General features: G+C 65.2%; 25 protein-coding genes. 14 read left to right on the forward strand and 11 right to left on the reverse strand.

Features of this window, described 5'->3' with window-relative positions:
- Positions 1 to 11: 11 nt before the first annotated feature.
- Genes TSA1_RS28660 through TSA1_RS28670 form a run of 3 tightly spaced genes read left to right on the forward strand, consistent with a single transcriptional unit; the run spans position 12 to position 4,615 of the window.
- Entirely contained in the window at positions 12 to 2,963 is a 2,952-nt protein-coding gene (locus TSA1_RS28660) for a formate dehydrogenase subunit alpha (protein WP_100179260.1), read from the forward strand.
- Positions 2,964 to 2,976: 13 nt separating this feature from the next.
- A complete protein-coding gene (fdh3B, locus tag TSA1_RS28665) occupies positions 2,977 to 3,573 on the forward strand; it encodes a formate dehydrogenase FDH3 subunit beta (RefSeq protein ID WP_100179261.1) in 597 nt (198 codons plus the stop codon).
- Positions 3,574 to 3,616: 43 nt separating this feature from the next.
- Positions 3,617 to 4,615 carry a formate dehydrogenase subunit gamma gene (locus tag TSA1_RS28670; protein ID WP_100179262.1) on the forward strand — a complete coding sequence of 333 codons (999 nt, stop codon included), beginning with the start codon at positions 3,617 to 3,619 and terminating at the stop codon, positions 4,613 to 4,615.
- A gap of 30 nt (positions 4,616 to 4,645) precedes the next feature.
- On the opposite strand, the gene TSA1_RS40965 is transcribed toward TSA1_RS28670, so the two are convergent.
- Positions 4,646 to 4,768, reverse strand: a complete 123-nt coding sequence (locus TSA1_RS40965) for a hypothetical protein (protein ID WP_283811681.1) — start codon at positions 4,766 to 4,768, stop codon at positions 4,646 to 4,648.
- A 102-nt stretch (positions 4,769 to 4,870) separates the two neighbouring features.
- Positions 4,871 to 5,077, reverse strand: a complete 207-nt coding sequence (locus TSA1_RS28675; protein ID WP_100179263.1) for a hypothetical protein — start codon at positions 5,075 to 5,077, stop codon at positions 4,871 to 4,873.
- Between the two features lie 317 nt (positions 5,078 to 5,394).
- On the opposite strand from TSA1_RS28675, the gene TSA1_RS28680 reads away from it, so the two are divergent.
- From TSA1_RS28680 to TSA1_RS28690, 3 genes are read left to right on the forward strand one after another with little or no spacing between them, the layout of a single operon-like run.
- Positions 5,395 to 6,312: a hypothetical protein gene (locus TSA1_RS28680; RefSeq protein ID WP_100179264.1), complete on the forward strand. Its 918-nt coding sequence runs from the start codon at positions 5,395 to 5,397 to the stop codon at positions 6,310 to 6,312.
- A complete protein-coding gene (locus tag TSA1_RS28685; RefSeq protein ID WP_100179265.1) occupies positions 6,309 to 7,550 on the forward strand; it encodes an MBL fold metallo-hydrolase in 1,242 nt (413 codons plus the stop codon). The genes TSA1_RS28680 and TSA1_RS28685 overlap by 4 nt, the downstream gene beginning before the upstream one ends.
- 36 nt (positions 7,551 to 7,586) lie before the next feature.
- Positions 7,587 to 8,309 carry a PP2C family protein-serine/threonine phosphatase gene (locus TSA1_RS28690; protein ID WP_161497271.1) on the forward strand — a complete coding sequence of 241 codons (723 nt, stop codon included), beginning with the start codon at positions 7,587 to 7,589 and terminating at the stop codon, positions 8,307 to 8,309.
- Between the two features lie 128 nt (positions 8,310 to 8,437).
- Here the strand turns inward: TSA1_RS28690 and TSA1_RS28695 are convergent, their stop codons facing one another.
- Both TSA1_RS28695 and TSA1_RS28700 read right to left on the reverse strand, forming a co-directional pair.
- Positions 8,438 to 9,661, reverse strand: coding sequence for an APC family permease (locus tag TSA1_RS28695; protein WP_100179267.1), 1,224 nt, complete (start codon positions 9,659 to 9,661; stop codon positions 8,438 to 8,440).
- A 106-nt stretch (positions 9,662 to 9,767) separates the two neighbouring features.
- Positions 9,768 to 10,286 carry a MarR family winged helix-turn-helix transcriptional regulator gene (locus tag TSA1_RS28700; protein ID WP_245448440.1) on the reverse strand — a complete coding sequence of 173 codons (519 nt, stop codon included), beginning with the start codon at positions 10,284 to 10,286 and terminating at the stop codon, positions 9,768 to 9,770.
- Positions 10,287 to 10,382: 96 nt separating this feature from the next.
- On the opposite strand from TSA1_RS28700, the gene TSA1_RS28705 reads away from it, so the two are divergent.
- The 7 genes from TSA1_RS28705 (at position 10,383) to TSA1_RS28735 (ending at position 18,523) form a co-directional block, all read left to right on the forward strand.
- Positions 10,383 to 10,925, forward strand: a complete 543-nt coding sequence (locus TSA1_RS28705) for a VOC family protein (RefSeq protein ID WP_100179268.1) — start codon at positions 10,383 to 10,385, stop codon at positions 10,923 to 10,925.
- Between the two features lie 28 nt (positions 10,926 to 10,953).
- The gene (locus tag TSA1_RS28710; protein ID WP_100181385.1) at positions 10,954 to 12,591 is read left to right on the forward strand and encodes an FAD-dependent oxidoreductase; all 1,638 of its coding nucleotides are present in this window, start codon (positions 10,954 to 10,956) and stop codon (positions 12,589 to 12,591) included.
- Positions 12,588 to 12,782: a DUF2783 domain-containing protein gene (locus TSA1_RS28715; protein ID WP_100179269.1), complete on the forward strand. Its 195-nt coding sequence runs from the start codon at positions 12,588 to 12,590 to the stop codon at positions 12,780 to 12,782. The genes TSA1_RS28710 and TSA1_RS28715 overlap by 4 nt, the downstream gene beginning before the upstream one ends.
- A 156-nt stretch (positions 12,783 to 12,938) precedes the next feature.
- Positions 12,939 to 13,406, forward strand: a complete 468-nt coding sequence (locus tag TSA1_RS40100) for an EF-hand domain-containing protein (protein ID WP_174719115.1) — start codon at positions 12,939 to 12,941, stop codon at positions 13,404 to 13,406.
- A gap of 49 nt (positions 13,407 to 13,455) precedes the next feature.
- On the forward strand, positions 13,456 to 15,741 hold the full coding sequence (locus tag TSA1_RS28725) for a heavy metal translocating P-type ATPase (RefSeq protein ID WP_100179271.1): 2,286 nt from the start codon (positions 13,456 to 13,458) through the stop codon (positions 15,739 to 15,741).
- A 159-nt stretch (positions 15,742 to 15,900) separates the two neighbouring features.
- Entirely contained in the window at positions 15,901 to 17,250 is a 1,350-nt protein-coding gene (locus TSA1_RS28730) for a ferredoxin reductase family protein (protein WP_100181386.1), read from the forward strand.
- 85 nt (positions 17,251 to 17,335) lie between these two features.
- Positions 17,336 to 18,523, forward strand: coding sequence for a CaiB/BaiF CoA transferase family protein (locus TSA1_RS28735; protein WP_100179272.1), 1,188 nt, complete (start codon positions 17,336 to 17,338; stop codon positions 18,521 to 18,523).
- On the opposite strand, the gene TSA1_RS28740 is transcribed toward TSA1_RS28735, so the two are convergent.
- From TSA1_RS28740 to TSA1_RS28770, 7 genes are all read right to left on the reverse strand, one after another.
- Positions 18,520 to 19,668, reverse strand: coding sequence for an amidohydrolase (locus TSA1_RS28740; RefSeq protein WP_100181387.1), 1,149 nt, complete (start codon positions 19,666 to 19,668; stop codon positions 18,520 to 18,522). The genes TSA1_RS28735 and TSA1_RS28740 overlap by 4 nt on opposite strands.
- A 122-nt stretch (positions 19,669 to 19,790) precedes the next feature.
- The gene (locus tag TSA1_RS28745; RefSeq protein WP_100179273.1) at positions 19,791 to 20,879 is read right to left on the reverse strand and encodes a mandelate racemase/muconate lactonizing enzyme family protein; all 1,089 of its coding nucleotides are present in this window, start codon (positions 20,877 to 20,879) and stop codon (positions 19,791 to 19,793) included.
- A 118-nt stretch (positions 20,880 to 20,997) separates the two neighbouring features.
- Positions 20,998 to 21,531 carry a hypothetical protein gene (locus TSA1_RS28750; RefSeq protein ID WP_100179274.1) on the reverse strand — a complete coding sequence of 178 codons (534 nt, stop codon included), beginning with the start codon at positions 21,529 to 21,531 and terminating at the stop codon, positions 20,998 to 21,000.
- A complete protein-coding gene (locus TSA1_RS28755) occupies positions 21,531 to 22,736 on the reverse strand; it encodes a M20/M25/M40 family metallo-hydrolase (RefSeq protein ID WP_100179275.1) in 1,206 nt (401 codons plus the stop codon). The genes TSA1_RS28750 and TSA1_RS28755 overlap by 1 nt, the downstream gene beginning before the upstream one ends.
- A 32-nt stretch (positions 22,737 to 22,768) precedes the next feature.
- Positions 22,769 to 24,010, reverse strand: a complete 1,242-nt coding sequence (locus tag TSA1_RS28760; RefSeq protein WP_100179276.1) for an MFS transporter — start codon at positions 24,008 to 24,010, stop codon at positions 22,769 to 22,771.
- A 115-nt stretch (positions 24,011 to 24,125) separates the two neighbouring features.
- Positions 24,126 to 24,497 carry an HGGxSTG domain-containing protein gene (locus TSA1_RS40970; RefSeq protein ID WP_347338558.1) on the reverse strand — a complete coding sequence of 124 codons (372 nt, stop codon included), beginning with the start codon at positions 24,495 to 24,497 and terminating at the stop codon, positions 24,126 to 24,128.
- Positions 24,494 to 25,123 carry a hypothetical protein gene (locus TSA1_RS28770; RefSeq protein WP_100179277.1) on the reverse strand — a complete coding sequence of 210 codons (630 nt, stop codon included), beginning with the start codon at positions 25,121 to 25,123 and terminating at the stop codon, positions 24,494 to 24,496. Before TSA1_RS28770 ends, TSA1_RS40970 begins: the two co-directional genes overlap by 4 nt.
- 452 nt (positions 25,124 to 25,575) lie before the next feature.
- Here TSA1_RS28770 and TSA1_RS28775 point away from each other — a divergent pair, with 452 nt between their 5' ends.
- Positions 25,576 to 26,559: a Bug family tripartite tricarboxylate transporter substrate binding protein gene (locus tag TSA1_RS28775; protein ID WP_100179278.1), complete on the forward strand. Its 984-nt coding sequence runs from the start codon at positions 25,576 to 25,578 to the stop codon at positions 26,557 to 26,559.
- Positions 26,560 to 26,588 lie beyond the last annotated feature (29 nt).

Raw genomic sequence — 26,588 nt, forward strand, 5'->3', positions numbered from 1 at the left:
GGGAGGCGGCCGTGCTGATCAAGAGAACACAACGCCAGCGCTCCGACGCGCAATCCCGCGGATCGATCGCCGAATCCCTGTCGGCGCAAGGCGGCGGTCTCGATCGCCGCACCTTCCTGCGCCGCTCGGGCCTCGCCGGCGGCGGGCTTGCCGCATTGAGCGCGTTGCCGACCGGCGGCGTGCGGAAGGCGGAGGCCGCAATGGCCGGTCCGCTGAGCGCCGGCGCCACCGTCAAGAAGAGCATCTGCACGCATTGCGCGGTCGGTTGCACCGTCACCGCGGAAGTCCTCAACGGCGTCTGGATCGGACAGGAGCCGAGCTGGTCCTCGCCGATCAATCGTGGATCGCACTGCGCCAAAGGTGCTTCCGTGCGCGAGCTCGTGCACAGCGATCGCCGCCTGCGCTATCCCATGAAGCTCGTGAACGGTCAGTGGACCCGAGTCTCGTGGGACATGGCGGTCAACGAGATCGGCGACAAGCTCTCGCAGGTTCGCGAGAAATCGGGCAGCGATTCCGTCTACTGGCTCGGATCGGCCAAGATGACGAACGAAGGCGCATATCTCTTCCGCAAGCTCGGCGCCTTCTGGGGGACCAACAACACCGATCACCAGGCCCGCATCTGCCATTCGACCACTGTCACCGGCGTAGCCAACACTTGGGGCTACGGCGCGATGACCAACAGCATCAACGACATCCGCAACTCCAAGACTCTCTTGTTCATCGGCAGCAACGCCGCCGAGGCGCATCCGGTCGGCATGCAGCACATGCTGGAGTCCAAGGAAATCAACCGCGCCAACTTCATCGTTTTCGATCCGCGTATGACGCGCACCGCGGCGCATGCGACCGAATATGTGCGCATCCGTCCCGGCACCGACATCCCCGTGCTCTACGGCATGATGTGGCACATCCTGAAGAACGGCTGGGAAGACAAGGAATTCATCGCGCAGCGCGTCTACGGCTTCGACGACCTCCGCAAGGAAGTCGAGAAGTGGACTCCCGAGGAAACGGAGCGCGTGACCGGGGTACCCGGTGCGCAGCTCGAGCGTGTCGCCAAGATGTTTGCCACCGTCAAGCCCGCGACGATCATCTGGTGCATGGGTCAGACCCAGCACACGGTCGGCACGGCAAACGTGCGCGCAAGCTGCATCGCGCTGCTGATGACCGGCAATATCGGCAAGTCCGGCGCTGGGGCCAACATCCTCCGCGGCCACGACAACGTGCAAGGCGCAACCGATGTCGGGCTCGATATCGTGACGCTGCCCTTCTACTACGGGCTCGCCGAGGGTGCGTGGAAGCATTGGTCGCGGGTCTGGGAGGTCGACTACGACTATCTGGTGTCGCGCTTCGACGAAAAGAAGCAGATGGAGACGCCAGGCATCCCGCTGACGCGCTGGTTCGACGCGGCATTGCTGCCGAAGGCGGACGTCGCCCAGAAGGACAACGTCAAGGCGGTCTTCGTGCAGGGGCACGCCAGCAACAGCATCACGCGCATTCCTGAATCGCTGAAGGGATTGGCGGCGCTCGAGCTTTTGGTGATCGCGGACCCGCATCCGACCACTTGGGCCTCGCTCGCGGTGGAAGCCGGCCGCAAGGACGGCGTCTACATTCTCCCGGTCGCCACCCAGTTCGAATGCACGGGATCGCGCGTCGCCTCGAACCGCTCGATGCAGTGGGGCGAGCAGATCGTCAAGCCGGTGTTCGAATCCAAGGACGATCTCGAGATCATCTACCTCTTGGCGAAGAAGCTCGGCTTCGCCGACAAGATGTTCAAGAACATCAAGGTCGAGAACAATCTTCCGGTCGCCGAGGACGTGCTTCGCGAGATCAACCGCGGCAGCTGGTCGACCGGCTATTGCGGCCAGTCGCCGGAGCGCATCAAGGCGCACATGAAGAACCAGCACAAGTTCGACCTGGTGACCATGCGCGCGCCGAAGGACGATCCGGAAGTCGGCGGCGATTATTACGGCCTGCCGTGGCCCTGCTGGGGCTCGCCCGAGGTGCGGCATCCCGGTTCGCCGCTGCTCTACAACACCAATCTGGGCGTCATGGACGGCGGCGGCGCATTCCGCCCGCGCTTCGGCATCGAGCGCGAGGAAAAACTGGCGGACGGCACCACGCGGAAAGTCAGCCTGCTCGCGGACAAGTCCTTTCCGAAGGGCTCGGAAATCGAGGACGGCTATCCCGAGTTCACGCTGGCGAGCCTGAAGAAGCTCGGCTGGGACACCGATCTCACCGAGACGGAGATGGCCACGATCAAGAAGATCAATCCGGCCAACCCGGACGCGGTGTCCTGGTCGCTCGATCTCTCAGGCGGCATCCAGCGCGTGGCGCTCAAGCATGGCTGCGTGCCGTTCGGCAACGGCAAGGCGCGCATGAACGCGTTCGGCCTCCCGGACCCCATTCCGGTTCACCGTGAGCCGATCTACACGCCGCGCGTCGACCTGGTCGCGAAATATCCGACGCTGCCGGATGCCAAGCAGTTCCGCCTGCCCAATATCGGCTTCTCCGTGCAGAAGGCGGCGGTGGAGAAGGGGATCGCCAAGCAGTTCCCGCTGATCCTTTCGTCCGGCCGCCTGGTCGAATACGAGGGCGGCGGTGAGGAGACGCGCACCAACCCCTGGCTCGCCGAATTGCAGCAGGACATGTTCATCGAGATCAGCCCCGCCGATGCTGCGGACCGCGGCATCAAGGACGGCGGCTGGGTCTGGGTGAGCGGCGCCGAGAACAATTCGCGCGCCAGGATGAAGGCGCTGGTCACCGAGCGCGTCGGCAAGGGCGTGGCCTGGATGCCGTTCCACTTCGGCGGCTGGCTCGGCGGCGCTGATTTGCGCAAGAACTATCCGGCGGGTACCGACCCGATCGTGCTCGGCGAGAGCGCCAACACGATCACGAGCTACGGTTACGACCCGGCCACGGGCATGCAGGAGCCGAAGGTCACGCTTTGTCAGATCGTAGCGGCTTGAGGGAGCAACGAACATGGCTCGAATGAAGTTTCTCTGCGACGCTGACCGCTGCATCGAGTGCAACGCCTGCGTGACGGCGTGCAAGAACGAGCATGAGGTGCCCTGGGGCATCAACCGGCGCCGCGTGGTGACCATCAACGACGGCAAACCGGGCGAGCGCTCGATCTCCATGGCCTGCATGCACTGCACGGATGCGCCATGCGCTGCGGTTTGCCCGGTGAACTGCTTCTACACCACCGCCGACGGCGTGGTGCTGCACTCGAAGGACCTCTGCATCGGCTGCGGCTATTGCTTCTACGCCTGCCCGTTCGGGGCGCCGCAATATCCGAAGGTCGGCAACTTCGGCTCGCGCGGCAAGATGGACAAGTGCACCTTTTGCGCCGGCGGCCCTGAGGCCGATGGCAGCAAGGAGGAGTACGAGAAATACGGCGCGAACCGGCTCGCCGAGGGCAAGCTGCCGCTGTGCGCCGAGATGTGCTCGACCAAATCGCTGCTTGCCGGTGACGGCGAGATCATCGCCCAGATCTACAAGGAGCGCGTGATGAAGCGCGGCTATGGCTCCGGCGCCTGGGGCTGGAAGACGGCGTATCGGGAGTCGATCGAGTCCTGATCGCAGATCGCGTGTGGGCGCGCTGGGACGTGGGGAGGAACTGATGGCGTCGTTTCTTGGACTGATCCGCCTGGTCGTCGGAGCCTGGGCATTTCTCCTGCTGGTCTCGGCGACACCGGCGAGCGCGCAGCAGGTCAATCCGACCGCCAGTTCCGTCAAGGAACAGCAGCTCCTGCAGGAGCTCAACCGCATCCAGGGCCGCGTCAGCATTCCCGACCAGCGCTCCGGGGTGCTTGAGCAGCCGCAGGGCCGCGAGTGGCGCGAATTCCGCAACGTCACGCTGCGGTGGATCGGCGGCGTCGCCATCCTCGGCATGATCGCAGTCATCCTGATCTTCTATCTGACCCGCGGCATGGTCCGGATCGAGGGTGGGCGCTCCGGGCGCACCATCGTGCGGTTTTCCGGCTTTGAGCGCTTCGTCCACTGGATGACGGCAACCTGCTTCGTCATTCTCGCCATCTCGGGCCTCAACATCACGTTCGGCCGCCCGCTGCTCTTGCCGCTGATCGGTTTCGAGGCCTTCTCCGAATGGTCGCAATGGGCGAAATACGCCCACAACTATCTGAGCTTTCCCTTCACCCTCGGTGTGGTGCTGATCTTCCTGATGTGGATCGGCGGCAACATCCCCGGCAAGGTCGACATCGACTGGATCAAGCGCGGCGGCGGTCTGTTCCACGACCATCCACCGGCGCCTCGGTTCAATGCCGGCCAGAAGGGGATTTACTGGATCGTCGTCGTCGGTGGCGGTCTGGTTGCCGCGACCGGATATCAGCTGATGTTCCCGTTCTACGTCAGCGGCATTGAAGGCATGCAGCTTGCCCAGATCCTCCACTCGATCGTGGCGGTTCTGTTCGTCGCGGCGATGCTGGCACACATCTATATCGGTACGATCGGCATGGAAGGGGCCTTCGAGGCAATGGGCTCCGGCGAGGTCGATGTCAATTGGGCCAGGGAGCACCACAGTCTGTGGCTGGATGAGCAGAACGCCCGCTCGCGTGCCGGTGATGCGAATCCCAATCCGGCGGTCACCGCCGCAGAATAGCCGGTCCGATGTTGTTTCCGCGATGCCTCGTCAGAGACGCACGGCACTTGTGGCAAAGGCCTGCTGCACCGGCTCTTGAATCCGGTTAAGCACGACAACTGCGACCGCGCCCATCGCGATCGCAGCCAGGCACGCAAGTAGGAATTCCTTCATCGCGATCTCTCCGTATACGCGCGAGTTTGGCGAAGTATACGATGGCGGCCGGCGCATACAACAGCGTCGGCGAGAGACCTTCTTGCGACTTTTGGTGCGTGCCTATTGCTTGGCTTCCTTCGGAAACTCAAACGTGCGATCCACGAAATCCTGGACCGGAAGGCTGCGGATCTGATCCGCGCTCTGAAGTTCACCGATGGGGGGCATGCCGCTCTTGCCGAAAGGAAATAAAGAGTGCGATTTGAGCACGCTGGTCGCTGCTCCAACCGCAAGCAGGGCGGCAACCACGGAAAGGGTCAGGCGCTTCATGCGATATCTCCATTCGCTTCAGGTCTGTCCCCGAGACGACTGAGGTACGGCAAAACGCACCGTGGAGATGTGAGCTGCGTCACAGGCGGCTGGAAAATTCGAGGTTCCCGCCGCGCGAGGAATGCTCGCTCGCGTGATCCAGAACCATCCGAACCGCGCGGGCCCGGACCTCGGGTAATGGATGTTGTGATAAAATAGCTTTTGGGCCCGACGCGAATCGCGCCTTCGCTGATCGCAGGTATCCGAGCCGCGCCCGCACGGGGCCGCCCTCGCGGGGCGGCTCCTTACCTCGCCATAGTCAAAGGAACGTTCACATAATGAGCGCGACAGGTCTCAAGAGATATTTTGATGATGTCCCGGGTTTGCACGCGCATCCGTTTTTCGCGAAAACCGGGTTGTTGAACGACCTGTTGCTGGGCGAGGTCTTTCCGGCAATCCGCGAGAACGAAGTCCATTTCTATTACGGCGGTGCGCGCTTGTGCGTCTACAAAGGCGGAGAGATGCTTAGCAACAACCGCTATCTCGATATTCCCGACAACGGCAGCTCCCGCGACGTCCGCATCCCATCGGACCGGTATAGCGAGTACCGAGCGATCAAAGACAAATGCAAAGGGTACCGCTCGCCTAACAGGGAGCTGTCGATCGTCAGCTCGCTGTTTTCGGAGTTTTCACTTGCTGCATCGAGCGTGCGGCCGGATCGCGCCCGCTTGCTCGACATCGAGTGCCGATTTCCCGGCGCGCCTCAGCCTGCGGACGCAGAGTCGAAGACGCAGGACATGATCGACTGCCTATTCTTGACGCCACAGGGTACTCTGGTGTTCGTCGAGGTGAAGAGGTCCGACAATGCAGAGGCGCGCAGCAGCGGAGAAAGCGCGGCTGTAGTTAACCAGCTTCGACGGTACCGATCTCAGCTCGGCTCCGAAGCCTTGCGTCGAAATATCAAAGACGTCTACACGGACGCAATTAAAGCCCTCAGTCTGTGTCTGAAGCAAGAGAACCTGCCCGAGGTATTCACGCCGAAAGCCGTGTTCGAGGGCGTACCGCTTTTGATCGTTGGTCCGACAGTATCTTCGCCGTACTCCAAGGAGATCTGGCAGCGCGACCTGTTGGCTGCTCCGCTGTCGCTCCAATCCGACATCATCGGCCTCGATGGACGAGACGAGCGCATGACCGCCGCGCTGGACAAATTCTTCCGCTTCCTCGACGGTAACGTCACGGAGACCGGGAGCCGATGACAGTTCGGCTCACGGTCCATCGCTCGACCCAGGAAATCGGTGGCAACTGCATCGAGGTCGTCGCGTCCGACGGAAGCCGCCTCCTGCTCGACATCGGCCGACCGCTTGATGGAGAAGGCGATGCGGCCGGACTACTGCCCACTACGCTCGATCTCGGTGGTTCGCCGGCTGCGATACTTATCTCGCACCCTCACCAAGACCACTATGGCCTGCTTCAGGCGGCTCCGAACGAGTGGTCCGTGCACTCCGGTGCGGCAACCGAAAAGCTTGTCAAGCTCACGGCCGCCATCGTTGGCGAGCCGATCATTCGCGACTTTCACAACTGGACCAGTGGCCATCCGTTCGTGGTCGGCCCATTCACCGTCACCCCCTTCCTGACCGATCACTCTGCGTTCGACGCCTACATGCTGCTGATCGATGTTGAGGGAAGACGTCTTCTGTATTCCGGCGATTTCCGGGTACACGGCCGCAAGGGATCGCTTGTCAGCCGCCTCATGTCTGCACCGCCGCCCGGGATCGACGTGTTGCTGCTCGAAGGCACCAATCTCGGCGCCGACAAGCCGTGGATGAGTGAGGATGAGCTTGAGGCCGGTTTCCGGAAACTGTTTGAGGAGACTGGAGGCCGCGTGTTCGTTACTTGGTCGGCCCAGAACATCGACCGGACCGTTACGCTCTATCGCGCTTGCCTCAAGGCCAATCGGACACTCGTCATCGACCTCTACACGGCCGAAGTCCTCGAACTCCTGAGCGAGCATGCCAACCTGCCGCGGCCAGGATGGGACCAGATAAAGGTTGTGATCACCAGTGCATTTGCGCAGATGTATCGCGCCAAAGGCCGCGACGCTTTCGTGGCTCGCATGGCCGATCACGGCATCGCGGCCCGCCAACTCAACGACGAGCCAGCACGTTGGGTGGTGATGATGCGCAAGTCCCTTATGCGCGACTACGCGCGCCAGAACGTCGCTCCGGGGCCGGACGATGCCTGGAGTTGGTCGATGTGGCGCGGCTATCTCGACGGCGAGGGTGGCCGGGCCGTCAACGCGTCTTTTGCTGCCGGCGGCGCCCGAGCCTGCCACCTGCATACGAGCGGACATGCATCCCCTGAGGATCTCCTGAAATTTGCACAAGCGATGCGGGCCGGCTGCGTTGTCCCGATTCACGGCGCGGCATGGGACTCGCATGCGGAGGCATTTCCCGCTATTCGCCGTCTGCGTGACGGTGAACCTCTGGCGATCTGAAGCGGGCCGTAAGTTATGCGAATTCACGACATAGCGTTGTTCACCCATCGGGGGGCTGTGCGTGTCCGCAACGAAGACGCGGTCTTCGTCGGCGGAACGATCTTTCAGGAGGACCTACGGGACGTAGTCGCGCTGCGGCTCACAGGCTCGCCCCATGCACTGCTGATCGCCGACGGCATGGGGGGCCATCCCCACGGTGATCTTGCCAGCCACGCTGCCTTGGCCTTCCTGACCTCGCAGGATGGCTTGCTGGACGGCTCGGCCGCCTGCGAGACGGCGTTGCATGCGGCCAATGAGCGGCTCTACGAGCTGATGGATGAGCCTACCCGGATCGGCATGGGCACGACCATAGCCGGCCTGGTGCTGCAGGAAACAGCCATGATCGCGTTCAACGTGGGCGATAGCCGAGCCTACCGACTCAGCAGTGGAGGTCTCCACAAACTGAGCCATGAAGATGTGGTACTCCCGCCGGGCGAGGGCATAGCGCCGGCCCGAACGCATGGAATCACGCAGGCTCTGGGCGGCTCGACCTTTCCGCTCGCGATCGTGCCGCACGTCTGCGTCGAACCGCCGTTGCAGGTCGGAGACAAAGTCCTGCTGTGCACAGACGGACTGACAGACGCTCTCAACGATACGGAGATCGAAACCTTCCTTCAGCTTTCGGCGTCTCCTGCCATCATCATCCAGAAACTTGTCAGGCGAGCGATCTCGGCAGGGACCCGCGACAATATTTCCGTGGTCGTCGGGGTTTGCGTTTAGCTGCGTGTCCCGGTCCAGGGCGCGCCTGATGCACGCTGGCTGGCGTCAAAGCCGCTCCTCTTTAGGGCCGCAGATCTTCCGCTCCGCCTGAAATCGCTCGAGAAGCCGGCCGCGACTGGGTCACGGCCTCATCCGATGAGGTCGATCAAAAGCACGCAGGCGCTTGTGAGCAGTCCCGCGACCGGCACCCACGCCGGTACGAGGAACACGCCGGACGGCGCCTTCGGCTCCGTCAGCTTGATGCGAAGAAGCGCGAGGTTGACCAGGGCAAAGATTGCCAGTGTCAATCGCGACGTCCACTCGGCCAGTCCCGTGAGCGGAACGGCGAGTGCGAAGATCAGGATGGCCGCGACGCCACACAAGGTCGCGACGATGGGCGTGCCGGTTCTGGGGCTTACCTTGGCGAGGATCGGCGGAAGATTGCCCTGGTCGGCCAAACCGTACAGCACGCGGGCGATCATGATCATGTGGACGATGATGCCATTCGCTGTGGCCACGATCGCAATCGCACCCAGAATCTGCGGAGGGAGGCTAGTCAGCCGCTGAAAGACCAACGCCAGCGGAGCAGCGGAGCGGGCGAGCTCGGCTGGCGGCACCGCGGTGACGGCGATCCAGACCACCGCTGCGTAAAGGACTGCCGTCGCGCCCAGCGTGATGAAGAGCGCCCACGGCAAGGTCCGGCGAGGATTTTTCATCTCCTCGGAGATGTTGACGAGGTGCTCGAAGCCGATGAAGGCGAACACGGCCAGCAGCGAGGTCTGGGCGATCCCGGTCCAGGCTCCGAGGTCGCCGGTCGCGGGCCACATTTCGGGCAGTCGCGACACCAGCACGCCACCCTCGGACAGGCCGGCCGCAACGATGAGGAGCAATCCACCGATCTCCACGACCGTCATCAGGCCGGCGAAGCTGACGGACTGGACCGCGGAGAGGCAGGCGACGGCCCCCATCGCCAGCACGACGCCGGCAATGATCCAGCCAGACGACAGCGGAAGGAAGACGCCGAGATAGCCGGCGCTTCCCACGCTGATGGTGGCGCCGGAAATCGTCGCCGCCGCGACCACCAGCAGCCCGGTGGCGCCGCCGAGCCATTTTCGATGGAAGGCGGTCTGCACGTAGGCTGCTTCGCTTGCCGCGACCGGCATCCGTGTGCCCAATTCGGCGAACGTTCCCGCGGTCATCCCCATCACGAATGCCGCGGCAAGAAACGCCAGCGGCGCGTGCATGCCGCTCCGTGCGGCCGCCGCGCCGACCAGAACGTAAATCCCTGCACCGATCGTGACGCCGAGCCCATAGAGCACCGCATGAGTCAGCGTGAGGGAGCGAACAAGCTTCGGCGTGTTCTGAGGCATCATGATCTGTCCGAGAGCCGATGTGCGGAGGCGGGGCGACTGTAGCACCTGTTTGCCACCTGCTTCCGCGCAGTGCTTGAGGCGGATCAAGTGCAGGGATGGCTGCCGGCTAGCTCAACGCCGCCGACAGCTTGTGCATCACCCGGTCGAGCACTCTCACCTCCTCGGCGGTGAGCGCCGCGAGCAGCTCCGTCTCGCGCGCCAGCGCGAAAGGCACGATCTTGCGATAGAGGGCGCGGCCGGCCGGGGTCAGCGAGACGATCAGCTCGCGCCGATCGTCGGGATGGTGCTTGCGGCTCGCAATGCCGCGCGACTCCAGTCCCTGGACGGCGCGGCTGACCTGCATCTTGTCGAGCGTCGTCAGCGGACCGATCTCCTTGGTCGCGATTTCCGCCCGCGCGCCGAGAATGGCGAGCACGCGCCATTCCTGCCGCGTCAGCGCAAAGCGTTCGGCATAGACCTCGGCAACCGCCAGCGACACCTGCTCGGCGAGACGCGCCAGCCGGTAAGGAAAATATCGCTGCAGGTCGAGCCCGCCATCATCCTGCGCCGTAGCGCGCTCGGTCGCTTGCCGCCCTCGCGCCTCGCCCGAACGTCCCATCACGCCGTTTCCGCCTCGCCGGTCCATGGCAGATTCTTCCGAGCCAATTGATCCAGATCAAATCTCGGAAATAGTAACATCTGATACCAATTTCGCAACGGCAGATCCAGGGAGCGGAACATCATGAAGATCGAGAAGATCCACCACGTCGCCTATCGCTGTGTCGACGCCAAGGCCACGGTCGAGTTCTACAAGAAGGTCATGAACATGGATCTTCTCGGCGCCATTGCCGAGGACCGGGTGCCTTCGACCAAGGCGCCGGATCCCTACATGCACATCTTCCTCGACGCCGGGAACGGCAACATCCTCGCCTTCTTCGAGCTGCCGAACTCGCCGCCGATGGGCCGCGATCCCAACACGCCGGACTGGACCCAGCACATCGCCTTCCAGGTCAAGGATCTCGCCGAGCTCGAAGAGGCTAAGACGCGCGCGGAAGCCGCCGGCCTCGACGTCGTCGGCGTCACCGATCACACCATCTTCAAGTCGATCTATTTCCGCGATCCCAGCGGCCACCGCCTGGAGATCGCGGCCTGGACCGCCACGCCCGAGCAGATCGACCGCATGAAGTCGGTCGCGCACGAGATGGTCGAGGAATGGTCGCGCACCAAGCGTCCGCCGCGCCACACCGCCTGGATGCACGAGAAGGAATTCGCGGACGCGCATTGATCCCGGGCCCGTGCATCAGGAAGCGAACATGACGAGCTACATCTATCCGAAGTTCGGCTATCGGCGCTCCCGGGAGCAGGCCGAGGGGATCGTGAAGCGGCATCCGATCGTGGTGATCGGCGCAGGTCCCATCGGCCTGACCGCGGCGCTCGATTGCGCGGCCCGCGGCCAGCCGGTGATCGTGCTCGATGACAACGACACCGTCTCGATCGGCTCGCGCGCGGTCTGCTATGCCAAGCGTCCGCTGGAAATATGGGACCGCCTCGGCTGCGCGGCGCCCATGGTCGAGCGCGGCGTGAGCTGGAATGTCGGCAAGGTGTTCTTCCAGGACGAACTGTCCTACCAGTTCGATCTGTTGCCGGAGGCCGACCATCAATGGCCGGCCATGATCAATCTGCAGCAATATCATCTGGAAGAGATGCTGGTGGCCAAATGCCGGGCCAATCCGCTGATCGAGCTGCGCTGGAAGCACCGTCTTCTCAGCCTCAAGCAGGGCGCCGACCATGCGACGCTGGCGGTGGAAACGCCCGACGGCATCTTCACCATGGAGGCGCAATGGGTGATCGCCTGTGACGGGGCAAATTCCGACGTGCGCAAGATGGTGGGCGCCGAGTTCACCGGACAGTTCTTCCAGGACCGCTTCCTGATCGCCGACGTCGCCATGAAGGCGGACTTCCCGACCGAGCGCTGGTTCTGGTTCGATCCGCCGTTTCATCCCGGCCAGTCGGTGCTGCTGCATCGGCAGGCCGGCAACATCTGGCGCATCGACTTCCAGCTCGGCTGGGACGCCAATCCGGAGGAGGAAAAGCGGCCCGAGCGGGTGATCCCGCGCATCCGCGCCATGCTCGGCGAGGATACCGAGTTCGCGCTCGAATGGGTCTCGATCTACCAGTTTGCCTGTCGGCGCATCGACAATTTCCGTCAAGGCAGGGTGCTGTTCGCCGGCGATGCTGCCCACCAAGTCTCGCCATTCGGCGCACGCGGCGCCAATACCGGCGTCCAGGACATCGACAATCTCGCCTGGAAGCTCGCGATGGTGCTGCGCGGTGAAGCCTCGGAAGCGCTGCTCGACAGCTATCACGAGGAGCGCGCGTATGCTGCGGACGACAACATCCTGAACTCGACGCGGGCCACCGATTTCATCACGCCGAAGACGAAGCCGAGCCGCTACTTCCGCGACGCGGTGCTCGAGCTCGCCCGGCATCACGGCTTCGCGCGACCGCTGGTCAACAGCGGCCGGCTCTCGACGCCGACCCCTTACGTGACGTCGGTGCTCAACACGCCCGACCATGACGCGATGATGGGCGGCATGCGCCCCGGTACGAATGCCGCCGATGCGCCGATTGCGGTTGACGGCAAGCCGGCCTGGTTCCTGCATTGTCTCGGCGATGGCTTCACGGTCGTGGCCTTCGGCAAGGTGAGCGACAAGACGGAGATCGCGGTGGGGCCGTTCGCGGCCAGGCTCATTCTCGTCGGTCGCGACATCGAGGATCCCACGGGTCTCCTCGCGCAGCGCTACGGCGCCGCGCCCGGGACCACCTATCTGTTCCGCCCCGATCAATATGTCGCCGCGCGCTGGAGCGGATTCGACGAGGCCAAGATCACCCAGGCGGTGCTGCGCGCCTCTGGCCACGACGCTGCCGACCGGACGGAGCTTGCGGCATGATGCTCAATTTGTCACCGAACATCGCCGATCCCGACGATTTCTACGCCGAGCTGATCAACAGCCAGCGCGATCTCGACGAGGAGCAGGCGCTGCGCATGAACGCCCGGCTGATCCTGTTGCTCGCCAATCACATCGGCGACCGCAAGGTGCTCACGGAGGCGATCGGCTGCGCCCGCCGCGGTGGTGGCTAACGCACGGGAACATGGCTTTATCGGCAGAGGAGGCCGCTGGCTGCGCTGGTGGAGATCCCACTTGCGTGATCTCGCCGCTTTCTTGACTTGGCTCAAGGTAAATTCGGTGAAGTTCGACAACTTCGTCGGGTCCGCACCAAGGCCGGAGGAAGTGCCATGCTAGGTCGAACCGTTGCTGCAGCGTTGTTGTTCGCCATCCTGGGCCAACCAGCCTTGGCTCAATCGCCGGCGGACCATCAGAACCATCATCCCGGACAGGAGCAGGCGCCGGCGTCGCCGCAGGCGAGTCCTCCAGCCAACCCATCCGCCGAGCGGCAGAGCCCGACGCGCGGTGGAGACATGATGGGAATGATGGGGCGCGGAATGATGGGACAAGGCATGAAGGGGCAAGGAATGAAGGGGGATGGCGCGACCGGCGGTGACGCCATGGAGCCGCCGGTCGCCTTCCGCATCATCTTCGCGCTGATGGATGCCGATGGTGACGGAACCGTCTCGTTGCCCGAGTTTCAGGCCGCTCACGAACGCCTTTTCAAGGCCATGGACCGGGACAAGGACGGCAAACTCACCCTGGAAGAGATGATGGCGTTCATGCACAGGAACAAGAGCGCCGTCCCGCAGCAATAGCGAGTGGAACTCGAAGGGCGGGCGCGCCAAGCCATGTTGTTTGCAAGCCATGTCGTTTGATCGGGTCTTGCGATGGGCTCTGGTTGCGATCGCAATCGCGGGATTGACTGCGGGTACTCTCGCGCGAGCCGCGGGCCGGCCTGAGGCTGCCGATGTCGCGTGGGCGCTCGGCACGGCGCCCGTGATTGCGGGATTGGCGGTCTCGATCGTCCAGGACCTTCTGCGGGGCCGCGTCGGAGTGGACGCGATCGCGCTGCTGTCGATGAGTGCAGCTTTGGCGCTCGGACAGCCGCTCGCAGGCGCCGTGGTCGCGCTGATGTATTCCGGCGGCAACGTGCTGGAGGAGATCGCGGTCGCCCGGGCGGAGCACGATCTGCGATCTCTGGTTGACCGGGCGCCGCGGCAGGTCCACCGCAAGTCCGGCGAGCGGATCGAGGATGTTCCGATCGAGGACGTCGCGGTCGGCGAAGAGCTTCTGGTGAAGGCCGGCGAGATCGTGCCGGTCGACGGCGTCGTTGCGTCGGCCTTCGCTTCGATCGACGAGTCCGCGGTGACCGGCGAGCCGATTCCGGTGGAGAAGACGCGCGGAAGCGCCGTTCTTTCTGGCTCTCTGAACGCGGGCGAGACCTTCCAATTGACTGTGACCGCGGCGGCCAGCGAGAGTACCTATGCGGGCATCGTTCGCATGGTGACGGCGGCGCAGACGGCGAGAGCCCCTTTCGTGCGGTTGGCCGACCGGTATGCGCTGATCTTTCTGCCGGTGACACTCGTCGTTTCCTACGTGGCATGGCACATCTCGGGCGACGTGACCCGCAGCCTTGCCGTGCTGGTGGCGGCGACGCCGTGCCCCTTGATTCTGGCCGCACCCGTCGCCTTCATCGCCGGGGTGGCGCGAGCGGCCCGCCGCGGCATCCTGATCAAGGGCGGGAAGGCGCTGGAGGCGTTGGCCCGCGCGCACACCGTGCTCTTCGACAAGACCGGCACCCTGACTGTGGGCGGGGCGCGATTGCTGGCCGTAGAGGTTGCGCCGGGCGAAGATCCGGATGAGGTCCTCACGCTCGGGGCGTCGCTCGAGCAGGCTTCGCATCACGTGCTCGCGAAGGCCGTCGTCGCTGCGGCCCTCGCCCGGGGGCTCGAGCTGAAGCCGCCGGAACACGTCAAGGAGACCATGGGTTCCGGCCTCAGCGGCCGGATCGACGGACGCCAGGTCATGGCCGGTTCGCGAGAGATGCTTCTCTCGCGTTCCGAGCTTTCGCCATGGGAGTTGCGGGCAATTCGACGTGCCTCGTGGCGCTCGGCGCTGATCGTCTTCGTCGCGGTGGACGGCCGTCTCATCGGCGCGTTGCTGCTGGCGGACGAATTGCGTGCCGATACGCCACGCGCGATCCGGCTGCTGCGCGATGCCGGCATTGCGCGCATGGTGATGGTCACGGGTGATCGCGCCGCAGCGGCACAGGCCATCGGAGCGGCGCTGGATCTCGATGCCGTGCTGGCCGATCGCGTTCCCTCGGACAAGGTCGAGGCGGTGCGCAGCGAACAGCGGCTGTACCCCACCATCATGGTCGGCGACGGCATCAACGACGCCCCGGCGCTGGCCGTGGCTGACACGGGGATCGCGCTCGGTGCGCGCGGTGCAAGCGCTTCCTCCGAGGCGGCAGATGTGGTGATTCTCACCGATCGGCTCGATCGGGTTGGCGAGGCGATCATCATCGCCCAGCGCGCACGGCGCATCGCCCTGCAAAGCATCTTCGTCGGGATGGGGTTGTCACTGGCGGCAATGGCGGCTGCCAGCCTTGGCTGGCTCGATCCCGTACCTGCCGCGATCGTCCAGGAGGTGATCGATGTTGCCGTGATCCTGAACGCGCTGCGGGCGCTGAATCCGCCCTACGTCGGGAGCGGTCCGCGCCTCACGGCGGAGCAGGGGCTGACGTTGCATCACGATCATCAGGCCCTGCTCAGGGACCTCGACCGCCTCCGTCATATCGTCGATGCGCTGGACGATGCGATGCCCGAAGCCGTCGCCGCGTTGATCAGCGAGGCCAACCGGCTGGTCCAGGGCAGCGTCGTGATGCACGAACGCGAGGATGAAGACAGCGTCTATCCGAAGCTCACCGAGGTGCTGCGCGACCGCCACGGACTCTCTGCCATGAGCCGTGCGCATCGCGAGATCCTGCATCTTGCGCGGCTGCTCGCGCGGATCGCGGAGGATCTGCCGTCGGAGAAGATCGACCGCTACCTCGTTCGGGACGCTCAGCGCGTGATCGAGGCGATCGAAACGCTGGTGCGCATGCACACGGCCCAGGAGGAGGATATCTACGAGTCCGTTGCGGCATAGGCGAGGACCGCGCGGGGCGCTGGCTCCCGGCGATTGCCGCGTCACGAGACCGAAGCGCCTGCGTTGATGAGTCTGCGCAACTCACGAGCGGACTTGAGTCAGCTCAATGCAGCGCGGGGCGATCGGCTCTAGATGACGGCGCAAGGTCGCGAGGGAAAGATGCAGAAGCTCAAACGGGTATTGTTCGGCACCTTGGTCGTTCTCGCCCTGCTGTGGCTGGTTGCGGAGCCCCAGCCATTTGGCTCGGGTTCCTTCTTCCCGCTTCGCGAGAAAATGGTGCAGCTGAGCGGCGTCCTGGCAATCGGCTGCATGAGCATGGCGATGATCCTCGCGCTGCGACCGCGTTGGCCGGAGGCCTGGCTAGGCGGTCTCGACAAGATGTACCGCCTGCACAAATGGTTCGGGATCGCGGCCCTTGTGACGGCCATTATCCATTGGCTCTGGGCCAATGGTCCGAAATGGGCGGTCGGTTGGGGTTTGCTGACCCGGCCTCAGCGTGGACCAAGGCCTGTCATCGACAATCCGATCGAGGCCTTCTTCGGCGGCCTTCGTGAGCCGGCGGAGGGGCTGGGCGAGTGGGCCTTCTACGGTGCCGTCGTGCTGATCGCCTTGGCGCTCATTCAAATGTTCCTCTATCGGCTGTTCTACAAGACGCATCGGCTCCTCGCCGTCGCGTATCTGGTTCTGGTCTTTCATGCGGTCGCGCTGATCAAGTTCAGCTATTGGATGTCGCCGCTCGGCTGGATCGTCGGGGCGCTGCTTGCCTTCGGGACGTGGGCGGCGGCGGTGACGCTGTTGCGACGCATCGGGGCCGGGCGCCAGGTCCAGGGCAGGATCACCTCGCTCAAATATTATCCCGGCGTCAGAGCGATCGAGACCGAGATCGAGGTGCCCCATGGCTGGCCGGGGCATCGACCGGGCCAGTTCGCCTTCGCCACGTCCGATGTCTCGGAGGGCGCGCATCCCTACACGATCGCCTCCGGCTGGAACGCCGCGGATCCCCGGATCATCTTCATCACCAAGGAACTCGGGGACCACACCAGCCGGCTGCGGGAGAAGCTCCGGGTCGGGCAGGAGGTGAAGGTGGAAGGGCCCTACGGCTGCTTCACGTTCGATGATGACTGTTCGCACCAGATCTGGATCGGCGGCGGTATCGGCATCACGCCCTTCGTGGCCCGCATGAAACAGGCGGCCATGAAGGATGTTCCTGGTTGCTCGGTCGCGCAGACCGTTGATCTCTTTCACACCACCGCAGACGTGGACGAGGAAGCCCTCGGCAAGCTTGCGGCAGATGCGCGTTCGGCAGATGTCCGGCTCCACGTTCTCATCGACGCCCGCGATGGACGCCTGACCGGCGAACGCATCCGCGAAGCCGTTCCGCAATGGCGCGAGGCGAGCATCTGGTTCTGCGGCCCGGCGGCTTTCGGCGAGGCGCTCAGGCGAGACTTCAGTGCGCACGGCTTCCCCGTCGAGCAGCGGTTTCATCAGGAGCTGTTCGCGATGCGATGATGGACAGTCGCACCTCCATTTCGCTTCCCAACTTGCCCTGGCGGCCAGTCCCTGTAATCTGCGGCAAACAACAGGGAAGGGTGCGATGGGAGGAGTTTTGGAGGGCGTGCGCGTGCTCGATTTCGGGCGCTATATCGCAGGGCCCTATTGCGCGACCTTGCTGGCCGAATTCGGCGCCGAGGTCATTCGCGTCGAGAAGCGCGACGGCAGCGAGGACCGCTTCGTGGCGCCGGTCGGCGAGAATGGCGAAGGCGCGCTGTTTCTCCAGGTCAACCGCAACAAGAAGTGCATCACGCTCGATCCGATGAAGCCGGAAGGGCAGGCGGTGATGCGCCGCCTGATCGCGACCGCGGACGTCGTGGTCGCCAATCTGCCGCCGCAGACCCTGCGCGCGATGAAGCTCGACTACGAGTCCCTGAAGGCGATCAAGCCCGACATCATCCTGACCACGGCGACCGCGTTCGGCGGGCCGGGGCCATGGTCCGACCGCGTCGGCTTCGACGGCGTCGGGCAGGTGATGTCGGGATCGGTCTACATGACCGGCGCGGGCGATCCGCCGTATCGCGCCGCGGTGAACTGGGTCGATTTCGGCACCGCGCTGCATTGCGCGTTCGGCACGCTCGCAGCGTTGATCGAGCGCGGCAAATCCGGGCGCGGTCAGATCGTCGAGGGGGCGCTGCTCGCAACCGCCTTGTCTTTCACCAATGCGACGCTGATCGAGCAGGCCGTCATCAACGTCAATCGCGTGCCGACGGGAAATCTCGGCCAGACCGCAGCGCCCGCCGACATTTACCGCACCAAAGACGGCTGGGTGCTGTGTCAGGTCACGGGCCACCCGCTGTTCAAGCGCTGGGCGCGGCTGATGGGCGAGGAGGAGCTGTGGCTGAACGATCCGCGCTTTGCCGACGACATCAGCCGCGGCAACAATGGATCCGTCATCAGCGAGCGGATGGCGCGCTGGTGCGCCGAGCGCACCACGCAGGAGGCCGTCGATGCGCTGGGCGAGGCCATGATCCCGACCGGGCCGGTGCTCTCGCCGCAACAGGCGCTGGATCATCCGCATATCCGCGCCGCCGGCTTCATGCAGGACGTCGACTATCCCGGCCTGCCGAAGCCTGCACCGGTGACGCGGGCGGCCGTGCGGCTCTCGGAGACGCCGGGCGAGATCGCGCACCGCCCGCCGACGCTCGGCGAGCACACCGATCTCGTGCTCGGAGAGCTCGGATATGGCGAAGCCGAGATCACGGCGCTTCGGCAGGGCGGGATCATCTAGTTCGACGCCAGCGCCGCCTTGGCGACTTCCGCCATCCAGCCCGACGCCACCGGCAGGATCGCATCGTTGAAGTCGTAGCGCGGGCCGTGCAGCTCGGCGCCGTCGCGCAAGGGCCCGTTGCCGATCCAGACGAAGGCGCCCGGCCGCTGCTGCAGATAATGGGCAAAATCCTCGCCGGCCATGCTGGGGGCGAGGTCGCGGCGCAGCTCGGCGCGCACCTTCTCCGCGGCGATGCGCGCGAGGCCAGCCTCGTCAGGCGTGTTGACCACGACGCCGACGCCCCAGACGATCTCGGGCGTGACCTTGACGCCGAAGCTGGTCGCAATCCCGGCGCAGCTCCGTTCGATGCCGTCGAGGATGACGTTTTTCACAGCCTCGCGGTGGTAACGCAGCGTGCCGCGGATGGTCACGCGTCCGGCGATCTGGTTCGGCGCGGTGCCGCCTTCGATGGTACAGAGCGAGAGCACGGCAGTGTCGAGCGGATCGACGCTGCGCGCGACCACCGATTGCAGGGCCACGATGAGATGGCCAGCCGCCACCACCGGATCGCGCGTCAGATGCGGCATGCCGGCGTGGCCGGCATGGCCCTCGATGGTGATGGTGATGCGCCCGCCGGAGGCCATGACCACACCGTCGTGCACGGCGATGGTGCCGGCGGCAAGGCCCGGCCAATTGTGGAAGCCGAACACGCGCTCCATCGGAAAGCGGTCGAACAGCCCGGCCGCGACCATCGCGCGCGAGCCGCCAAAGCCTTCCTCCGCCGGCTGGAAGATGAAATCGACCGTGCCGCTCCAGCTGTTGTCAGTGGCGAGCAGCGCGGCCGCGCCGAGCAGCGAGGCGGTGTGCCCGTCATGGCCGCAGGCATGCATCACGCCCGGAGTCCTGGACGCGTAGGCAAGCCCGGTATCCTCGGTGATCGGCAGCGCGTCCATGTCGGCGCGCAGGCCGACCCGCCTTTGCGCATGCCCGCGGGTCAAGGTCGCGACGATGCCGTGGCCGCCGATGCCGGCCTCGAAGGGAATGCCGAGCTCGGTGAGCTTGTCCTGCACGAAGGCGGCGGTGGCTTGTTCCTGGAGCGACAGCTCCGGGTGCGCATGCAGGTGTTGGCGCCACGCGGTCAGTTTCTGGTGCAGCTCGGGTGTCAAGGCAGGAGTCTCTCGCAGGATGTCGGTGACCGACACCATAGCGGATAATCCGCTGCCCGCATCCTGCGTTGGGGAATGGCTCGGGTGCAGCCACATCGTCATGGCGGGCTTGACGGCGCGCTTTACGCCGCGAGCTTCGCAAGCCCCGCCCAGTCAAAGCTGATGCCATGCCCGGGCCGGTCCGGTGCCAGCGCCTTGCCGTCCTGAAGCACCAGCGGATGCTCGATGTACTTGTCCAATCCAAACCCGTGCGCCTCCAGATAGGAGCGGTTCGGGCAGGCCGCGAGCAGATGCACGGTGATGTCGTGGGCGCCGTGGCTGGTGACGGGCAGGTTGAAGGCTTCCGCCAGCCGGGCGATCTTCATGAAGGCGGAAACGCCGCCGCAATTGGTGACGTCGGGCTCGGGATAGGACACCGCGCCGCTCGTGATGTAGTTCTTGAACTCCCATAGCGAGCGCAAATTCTCGCCCGCCGCGATCGGCACACAGCCCTCCTGCATGATGCGCGCGTGCCCGGCGACGTCGTCGGGGATGATCGGCTCCTCCAGCCAGGTGAGGTCGAAAGGAACGAATGCCCGGGCCGCACGGATGGCTTCCTCGACGGTCCATTTCATGTTGGCATCCGCCATCAGCGGAAAACCGTCACCGAGATGCTGCCGCATCGCCGAGACCTTCGCGACGTCGGCTTTGAGGTCGGGCCGGCCGACCTTCATCTTGATGGCGCGAAAACCTTTGGCGAGATTGCCGTCGGTCTGCGCGAGCAGCTCCTCCACGGAGAGATCGAGGTCGATGCCGCCGGCATAGCACGGCACGCGCGCATCGAAGCCGCCGAGCAATCGGTACAGCGGCAGATTCGCGCGCCGCGCCTTCAGATCCCACAGCGCGATGTCGAGCGCGGAGAGCGCCAGCACCACCGGTCCGCCGCGCCCGCCATAATGCAGCGCCCACCAGACATGGTGCCAGATCGCTTCGGTATCGTCGGCCTCGCGGCCTTCGATCAGTGGAGGAAGCTCGCGCCTGAGGATGTCAGCGACAGCGCCACCATTGCGCCCCACCGTATAGGTGTAGCCGACGCCTTCGGCGCCATCGACGTCGCGGATGCGGCAGGTGATCAGCTCGAACGCCGTGATCTCGCCATGGGTGGAGTCGGAGAGCGTGACGGGGAGGGGGATCCGGTAGAGGACGGATTCGATGTTTGCGACGCGCGGCATGGTGCCTCCCTGTTTCCTCTTGTTTCGCGGTCTGTAGGATGGGGCAAGCGCAGCGAACCCCATCATCAACTTCGCAAGCCGCGAGGGGTTTCGCCAACGCTTGACCTATCCTACGCGATCACCGCTTGTGGGCGACATAGTTGATGCTGATCGAGGCCCGGAGCGGCGGCGTCCGCCACACCGACATATCGAGCGTGTCGGCGCCGACGCGCCAGCTCGCCAGGCGATGATTGTCGTCGTTGGACGGCTTGTCGGTCCGCTCACGGGCCCTCAGTGATGTCTCGATCAGCCCGGGCAGCGCCTCGGCCGAGACGCCGACGGCCGACACCGTGCAGCTCACGCTCGGACCATCGTCGGGTCCTGCGAAATAGGCCGTCATGCTGCCGATCCTCTCGCCGCGCCTGATCAGCTTCGCGGTGTAGAGAATGTCGATGCTGGCCCGACGCTCCATCTCGGCCGTGATCGGGCCGCCGTCACTGACAAAACCCAGGCCCGTTGCGACGCGCTCGACCTGGCTCGGCCGCGCCGGCTTTGGCGCGCAGATCTTCGCGAAGAGATCGACCAGCAGCGCGCTGTTGTCCTCTTCCGCGCCAGCCGCGCCCGCAAGCGCCAGCAGCGCAAGTCCTGCGAGCGCGAACCGGCTCACGATCATCACCGCATCGTCGCAACGTGCAGCGCCAGCGCGCACGCCCGGTCGTATTCGTCGAGGTTGATCCATTCGTCCACCGTGTGCGCCTCGTTTTGGCCGGCACCGAAGGTCACGGTCGGAATGCCGTGACGGACCATCCAGTTGGCGTCGAGGCCGCCATTGGCGGTGCGGACGTTCGGCGTGCCGCCGACCGCGGACACGGCCTCGACCGCGCGCTTGATCACAGGCTGGCTGTCCTTCATGCGGAACGGATAATAGTCGGTCTCGGCCTTGAACTTGACCTTGCCGGACTTGCCTTGCGCGTTCGTGACCTTCTTGGCCGCCTTCTCGAACGCGGCCTTGTAGGCCTTGGTGATCTCCTTGAAGAATTTTCCGTCATGGCTGCGGCACTCGCCGCGCACATGCACGTAGTCGGTGACGACATTGGTGGCATCGCCCGCCGGGCGGCCCTCGCCGCCGGTGACGGGGCCGACATTGCTGGTGCCCATCCGCGCGCTCGCGCCCTTGCCCTTCACCACCTTGCCGAACCAGCCGCCGGCCTGCACGTCGGCGAGCGCCAGCGCCATGATCATGGTCGAGGAGATGCCGCGCTCGGGCGCGACGCCGGCATGCGAGGCGCGGCCGAAGATCTCGACGGTCCAGCGGTCGGCGCCGACGGCACCGATCACGACGTTGGAGGCGGAGCCGCCGTCATAGTTGAAGGCCATCACGGGCGAGCCGAGCGCGTCCAGCTTGACGTGGCGGGCGCCATAGAGCCCGCTCTCCTCGCGCACGCAGAACAGCAGCGTGATCGGCGGATGATCGAGCTTCTGCTTTTCGAGCTCGGCCGCCAGCGTCACCAGCACGCCGCAGCCGCAGCGGTTGTCGCCGCCGAGCGCGGTCTTGGCCTCGTTGACGATTCTGCGGCCCGATTTCTTCGGCTTGGCACCGGCGCAGAGCGGCACCGTGTCCATGTGGGTCATGAACATGATGCGCGGCTGGTTGTGCAGCGCGCCGCGGCCGGGCAGGTCGACGATGAGATTGCCGGTCTCGGTCGGCACGGGAATGCGGGTATTGGCATCGTCGAGGCGGATCGCCTTGGCCGGCACGCCGGCCTCCTTCAGCGCGGCCGTGAGCTCACGCCCGATCGCCGCCTCCTGTCCGGTCACGCCCTCGACGGCGAGGAAGCGCATGAGGCGGTCGGTGGCGGCTTTGGTGTCGACAGGCATGATTATTTCCTTTGGCAGACCGGCCCGCCATCCTACGAACGCGGCGAGGTGTAAGTCAAAAACATCAGCACTCCCAATGCCAGCATCGCCGCCATGAACAGCAGCACGGCCGGCAGTCCCGCGAGCGCCGCCACCGCGCCCGTCACCGATTGCATCAGCGCCGCGCCGAGGAAGAAGGCGAGGTTGATGGCCGCCAGCGCCTTGCCTGCCACTTGCGCATCGACGAGCTGGCGGGACATGCCGAACAGCAGCGGTTGGGCGGAGGTGGCAAGGCCGATCAGCACAAACAGCACGAGGTCGTATTGCGGCGGCATCACGGGCACGCCCGATAGCACGGATACCGCATAGTGCGGCGCCCCGAGCGCCATCAGCGCCAGCAGCAGAGCCCCGGCCATGTGCGTGCCCGCCACCAGATCGCGGCGGCGGCCGAGCCTGCGGTCGATCATGCCGATGACAAGCGGACCTGCGATCATCGCCAGCGTGAAGGCAGCGAGCTGGTTGCCGGCCTCGACCCGCGTCAGTCCCTTCACGTCCATCAGCCACGGCCCGCCCCACAATCCGCGCAGCACCAGCGAGGTCGCCAGCGACACCATCGCCAGCGCGATCAGTCCGCGCAGCGGCCGCGACAGGCCGAGCCTGAGCACCTCGATCATCTGCGATAGCGGCGAGGAATCGTCCTTGTGCTCGGCCGGCTGCTGCGGCACCAATGCGAACACGGCGAGCGCGACCGCGACGCCGCCGAGCGCGGAAAGCCAGAACCCGGCACGCCAGCCCCAATTGTCGACGACGAAGGCAAGCGGGCTTGCCGACAGCAGCATGCCGATATTGCCGATCGAGAGGATCGCGCCCGACCACAACCCGAATCGCGCCGCCGACAATTGCTTCGCCGCCAGCGTCATCGGGCACATCAGCATGCCCGACGTCGCAACCCCCAGTATGAGCTGCCCGACCGCAAAGCTCGCAGCGCCGGTCGCAAACCCCGACGCCACCGCGCCGAGCACGGTTCCCGCGAGCAGGCTCAGCGACACCGGGCGCACGCCGAAGCGATCCATCGCCGCCCCGACCGGGATCTGCGCCGCGGCAAAGGCGAAAGGATAGATCGAGGTGAGGCTCGCCAGCGCCTGCGGCTCGAGATGGAAGTCCGCGGCCATCAGGTCGAGGCTGACCGCGGGAATGGTGCGCAGCAAGGTGGAGAGCATGTGGCCGCAGGCGAGCGCGACGAGTGCGAAGATCAGCGCGCGGGTGGCGGTGCCCGCGTGGTCGTGGGTGGTCATGAGCGTCCCGTCCCGGCTGGGTTTGTGGTGGCGTTACAGGATTGGAAGCGGCATGCCAATGGTGAGGAGGAGACTGTCCGTGCTTTGCATGGCCGGCCAGTTCCCGGCTGGTCGCTCAGCTCGGCAACGCGCGCCTCGGTGGCCTTCGCGTCGAGGTGCGGCCGATGCTGGAATCATCCACTCGCGGAATCCGGTGACTTGACCGTCGTTGCTGAGCGCCCTCCAGATCCCCCAGCAGCTTCCGCGCGTCATCCAGTAGCTCCCGGGTCGCCCGTCGCTCCGCGATCTGCTCCCGCGTGAAGGCGCCGTGCTTTTTCGCATTGCGGTTTCCCCTCGGCGCGCCCGATCCGGGCGCGCTGCCGTGCATGCGGCAGCGGAGCCTGCCGCGCATCGCGGGCGCCCGGCAGGCGTGGCCTTCGCGCGTGCCGGCGCCGCAGCGCGGGCTCGCCGCCATCGCGCGCGTGTTGCGGGTGTGACCGGCACTCATGCGGCGCCGCCGTTCGAGGCGATGACGCGGTCGCGTTCGTGTTGGCCCTCATGGATCGGCATGTCGGTGTCGGCGACCGTGAGATGCGCGTGCTGCGCGACGTTCCCCACGATCGCGCTGCCGCCGTCCTGCACCGACAGGTTCTGCACCGTGATCGGACGCTCGCCGTTGCCGCGGTGGCGGTTGAGGGCCTCCATCTGGGCCGCGAAGGTTCGGGCCAGCCGGGTCAATGCGCGCGAAAGGCCCTCCTGCTGCGGGATGCCTTCGGCGAAGGCGAGGCGGCAGGCAAAGCGCATGGTCGCGACGTGGACGGACACCATCTGCGCCGTCAGCATGGTCTCGAGGGAGTCCCGCGGCGCGATGCTTTTCGTCATCGAGATCATGAAGGCGAGATTGTCCTCATCGGGCTTCTGCAGGATCACGCTGGCTTTCATCAATTGCTTGAGGATGCCATGGAGAGCGTCCTGATCGACGGCACCGAGCGCCTCGCCCAGCAAGTGCTCGCCGGTCTCCGCGTCCGGATGCTGAATTGCGATCCGTTGTCCGGTGAGCTTGACCCGCGGTGTGGGCCTGCTGCCGTATTTGGCGATTGGCGTCGTGCCGTTGCGCGTCATGGCTGTTGTCATGTCGATATCTCCTTTGCACCCACGGCACGCGCGAGCAGGCCTCTCTGGTGCGAGGCCGACCCTCTCGGTTGCCGTGCGGCGGTTGCGTTTTCAAATGTCGGTGCTGGGCTTGTGCGCGATCGAGGCGAGGCCCACATGACGATGGAGGCCGATTGCTCACGCGGATCGCGATGATGGCATTATGCCCCTGTTTTGCCCGACGAGTCAAAATCGACTTCGTAACATCCGAAGGCCTCGGCCTGGCGTAAGTCCTTGTTTCGACAGGGGCCGTCTACTGTGCATGGGGTTGTTTTCGCATTTTTTGTTTGGAAGGTGCGCGCACGTGCCGTGCGGCGGAATGCCGGCGCCCAAACGCGATTGCGAAATCCGGTGTGACCGCTATTCATGATCCTCGGATGCGCCGCACCAACAAACATGCACAAGCGGCGCCGCGAGGTCTGGGGAGAGAACCAATGCAACGAACCGTCCGCCTGCTGGCCGTCATCGCCGGATTGTGCGCCGCTGCGTCGTCGACGGGGGCCGTGGCGCAGAAATATCCGGTGCGGCCGGTCAAGGTCATGGTCGGCTTCAGCGCCGGCGGTCCCGTCGATGTCGTTGCGCGCATCATTGGCGATCGCCTCGGCAACAAGCTCGGGCAGCCCTTCGTCGTCGAGAACCGCGCCGGCGCCAACGGCATGATCGCAGCCGAAGGCGTCGCGCATGCCGAAGGCGACGGCTACACCATGCTCGCCTGCAACTCCTCCACCATCACGCTCAACAAGACGCTGTTCAAGGACATCCGCTACGATCCGGAAAGGGATTTTGCGCCGCTTACCACCGTCGTCTCGGCGCCGCTGGTGCTGGTGGTCAATCCCGAGAATCCAAAGACGGCCGACATCAGGTCCGTCGCCGATCTCGTCGCAGCCGCAAAGGCTGCGCCAGGTGCGCTGGCTTACGGGTCGGGCGGCAACGGCAACCTTGCCCATCTCGCCATGGAGCTGCTCAGCCAGAAGGCCGGCATCAAGCTGATTCACGTGCCCTATCGCGGCGGCTCGGCCTCGGAGGTCGGCATCCTCGCGCAGGAGGTGCTGGCTGTGTTCGATCCGCTCTCTGCCGTGCCGCTGGTGAAAGCCGGCAAGCTGCGTGCGCTCGCGGTGTCCTCGGCCGAGCGGCTGCCCTCACTGCCCGATGTGCCGACCGTTGCGGAAGCCGGCTATCCCGGCTTCGACATCTCGTTCTGGGTCGGCTTCTTCATGCCGAAATCCACGCCGGCCCCGATCCTTCAGACGCTGCACCAGGAGATCGTCGCGGCTGCCAGGGAACCGGCGGTCGCGGAGAAGCTGGGCTCGCAAGGCGTCGTCAGCGTGCTCAGCGCGGCCGACTACGCCGCCAAGATCGCGAAGGAGACGAAGGACCTCGCCGAAGTCGTTGCGGCGGCGAACATCAAGGCGGAGTGAGAAGGCCGCTTGCGTGAATTGACCATGAT

This window comes from Bradyrhizobium nitroreducens (assembly GCF_002776695.1).
GTDB lineage: Bacteria > Pseudomonadota > Alphaproteobacteria > Rhizobiales > Xanthobacteraceae > Bradyrhizobium > Bradyrhizobium nitroreducens.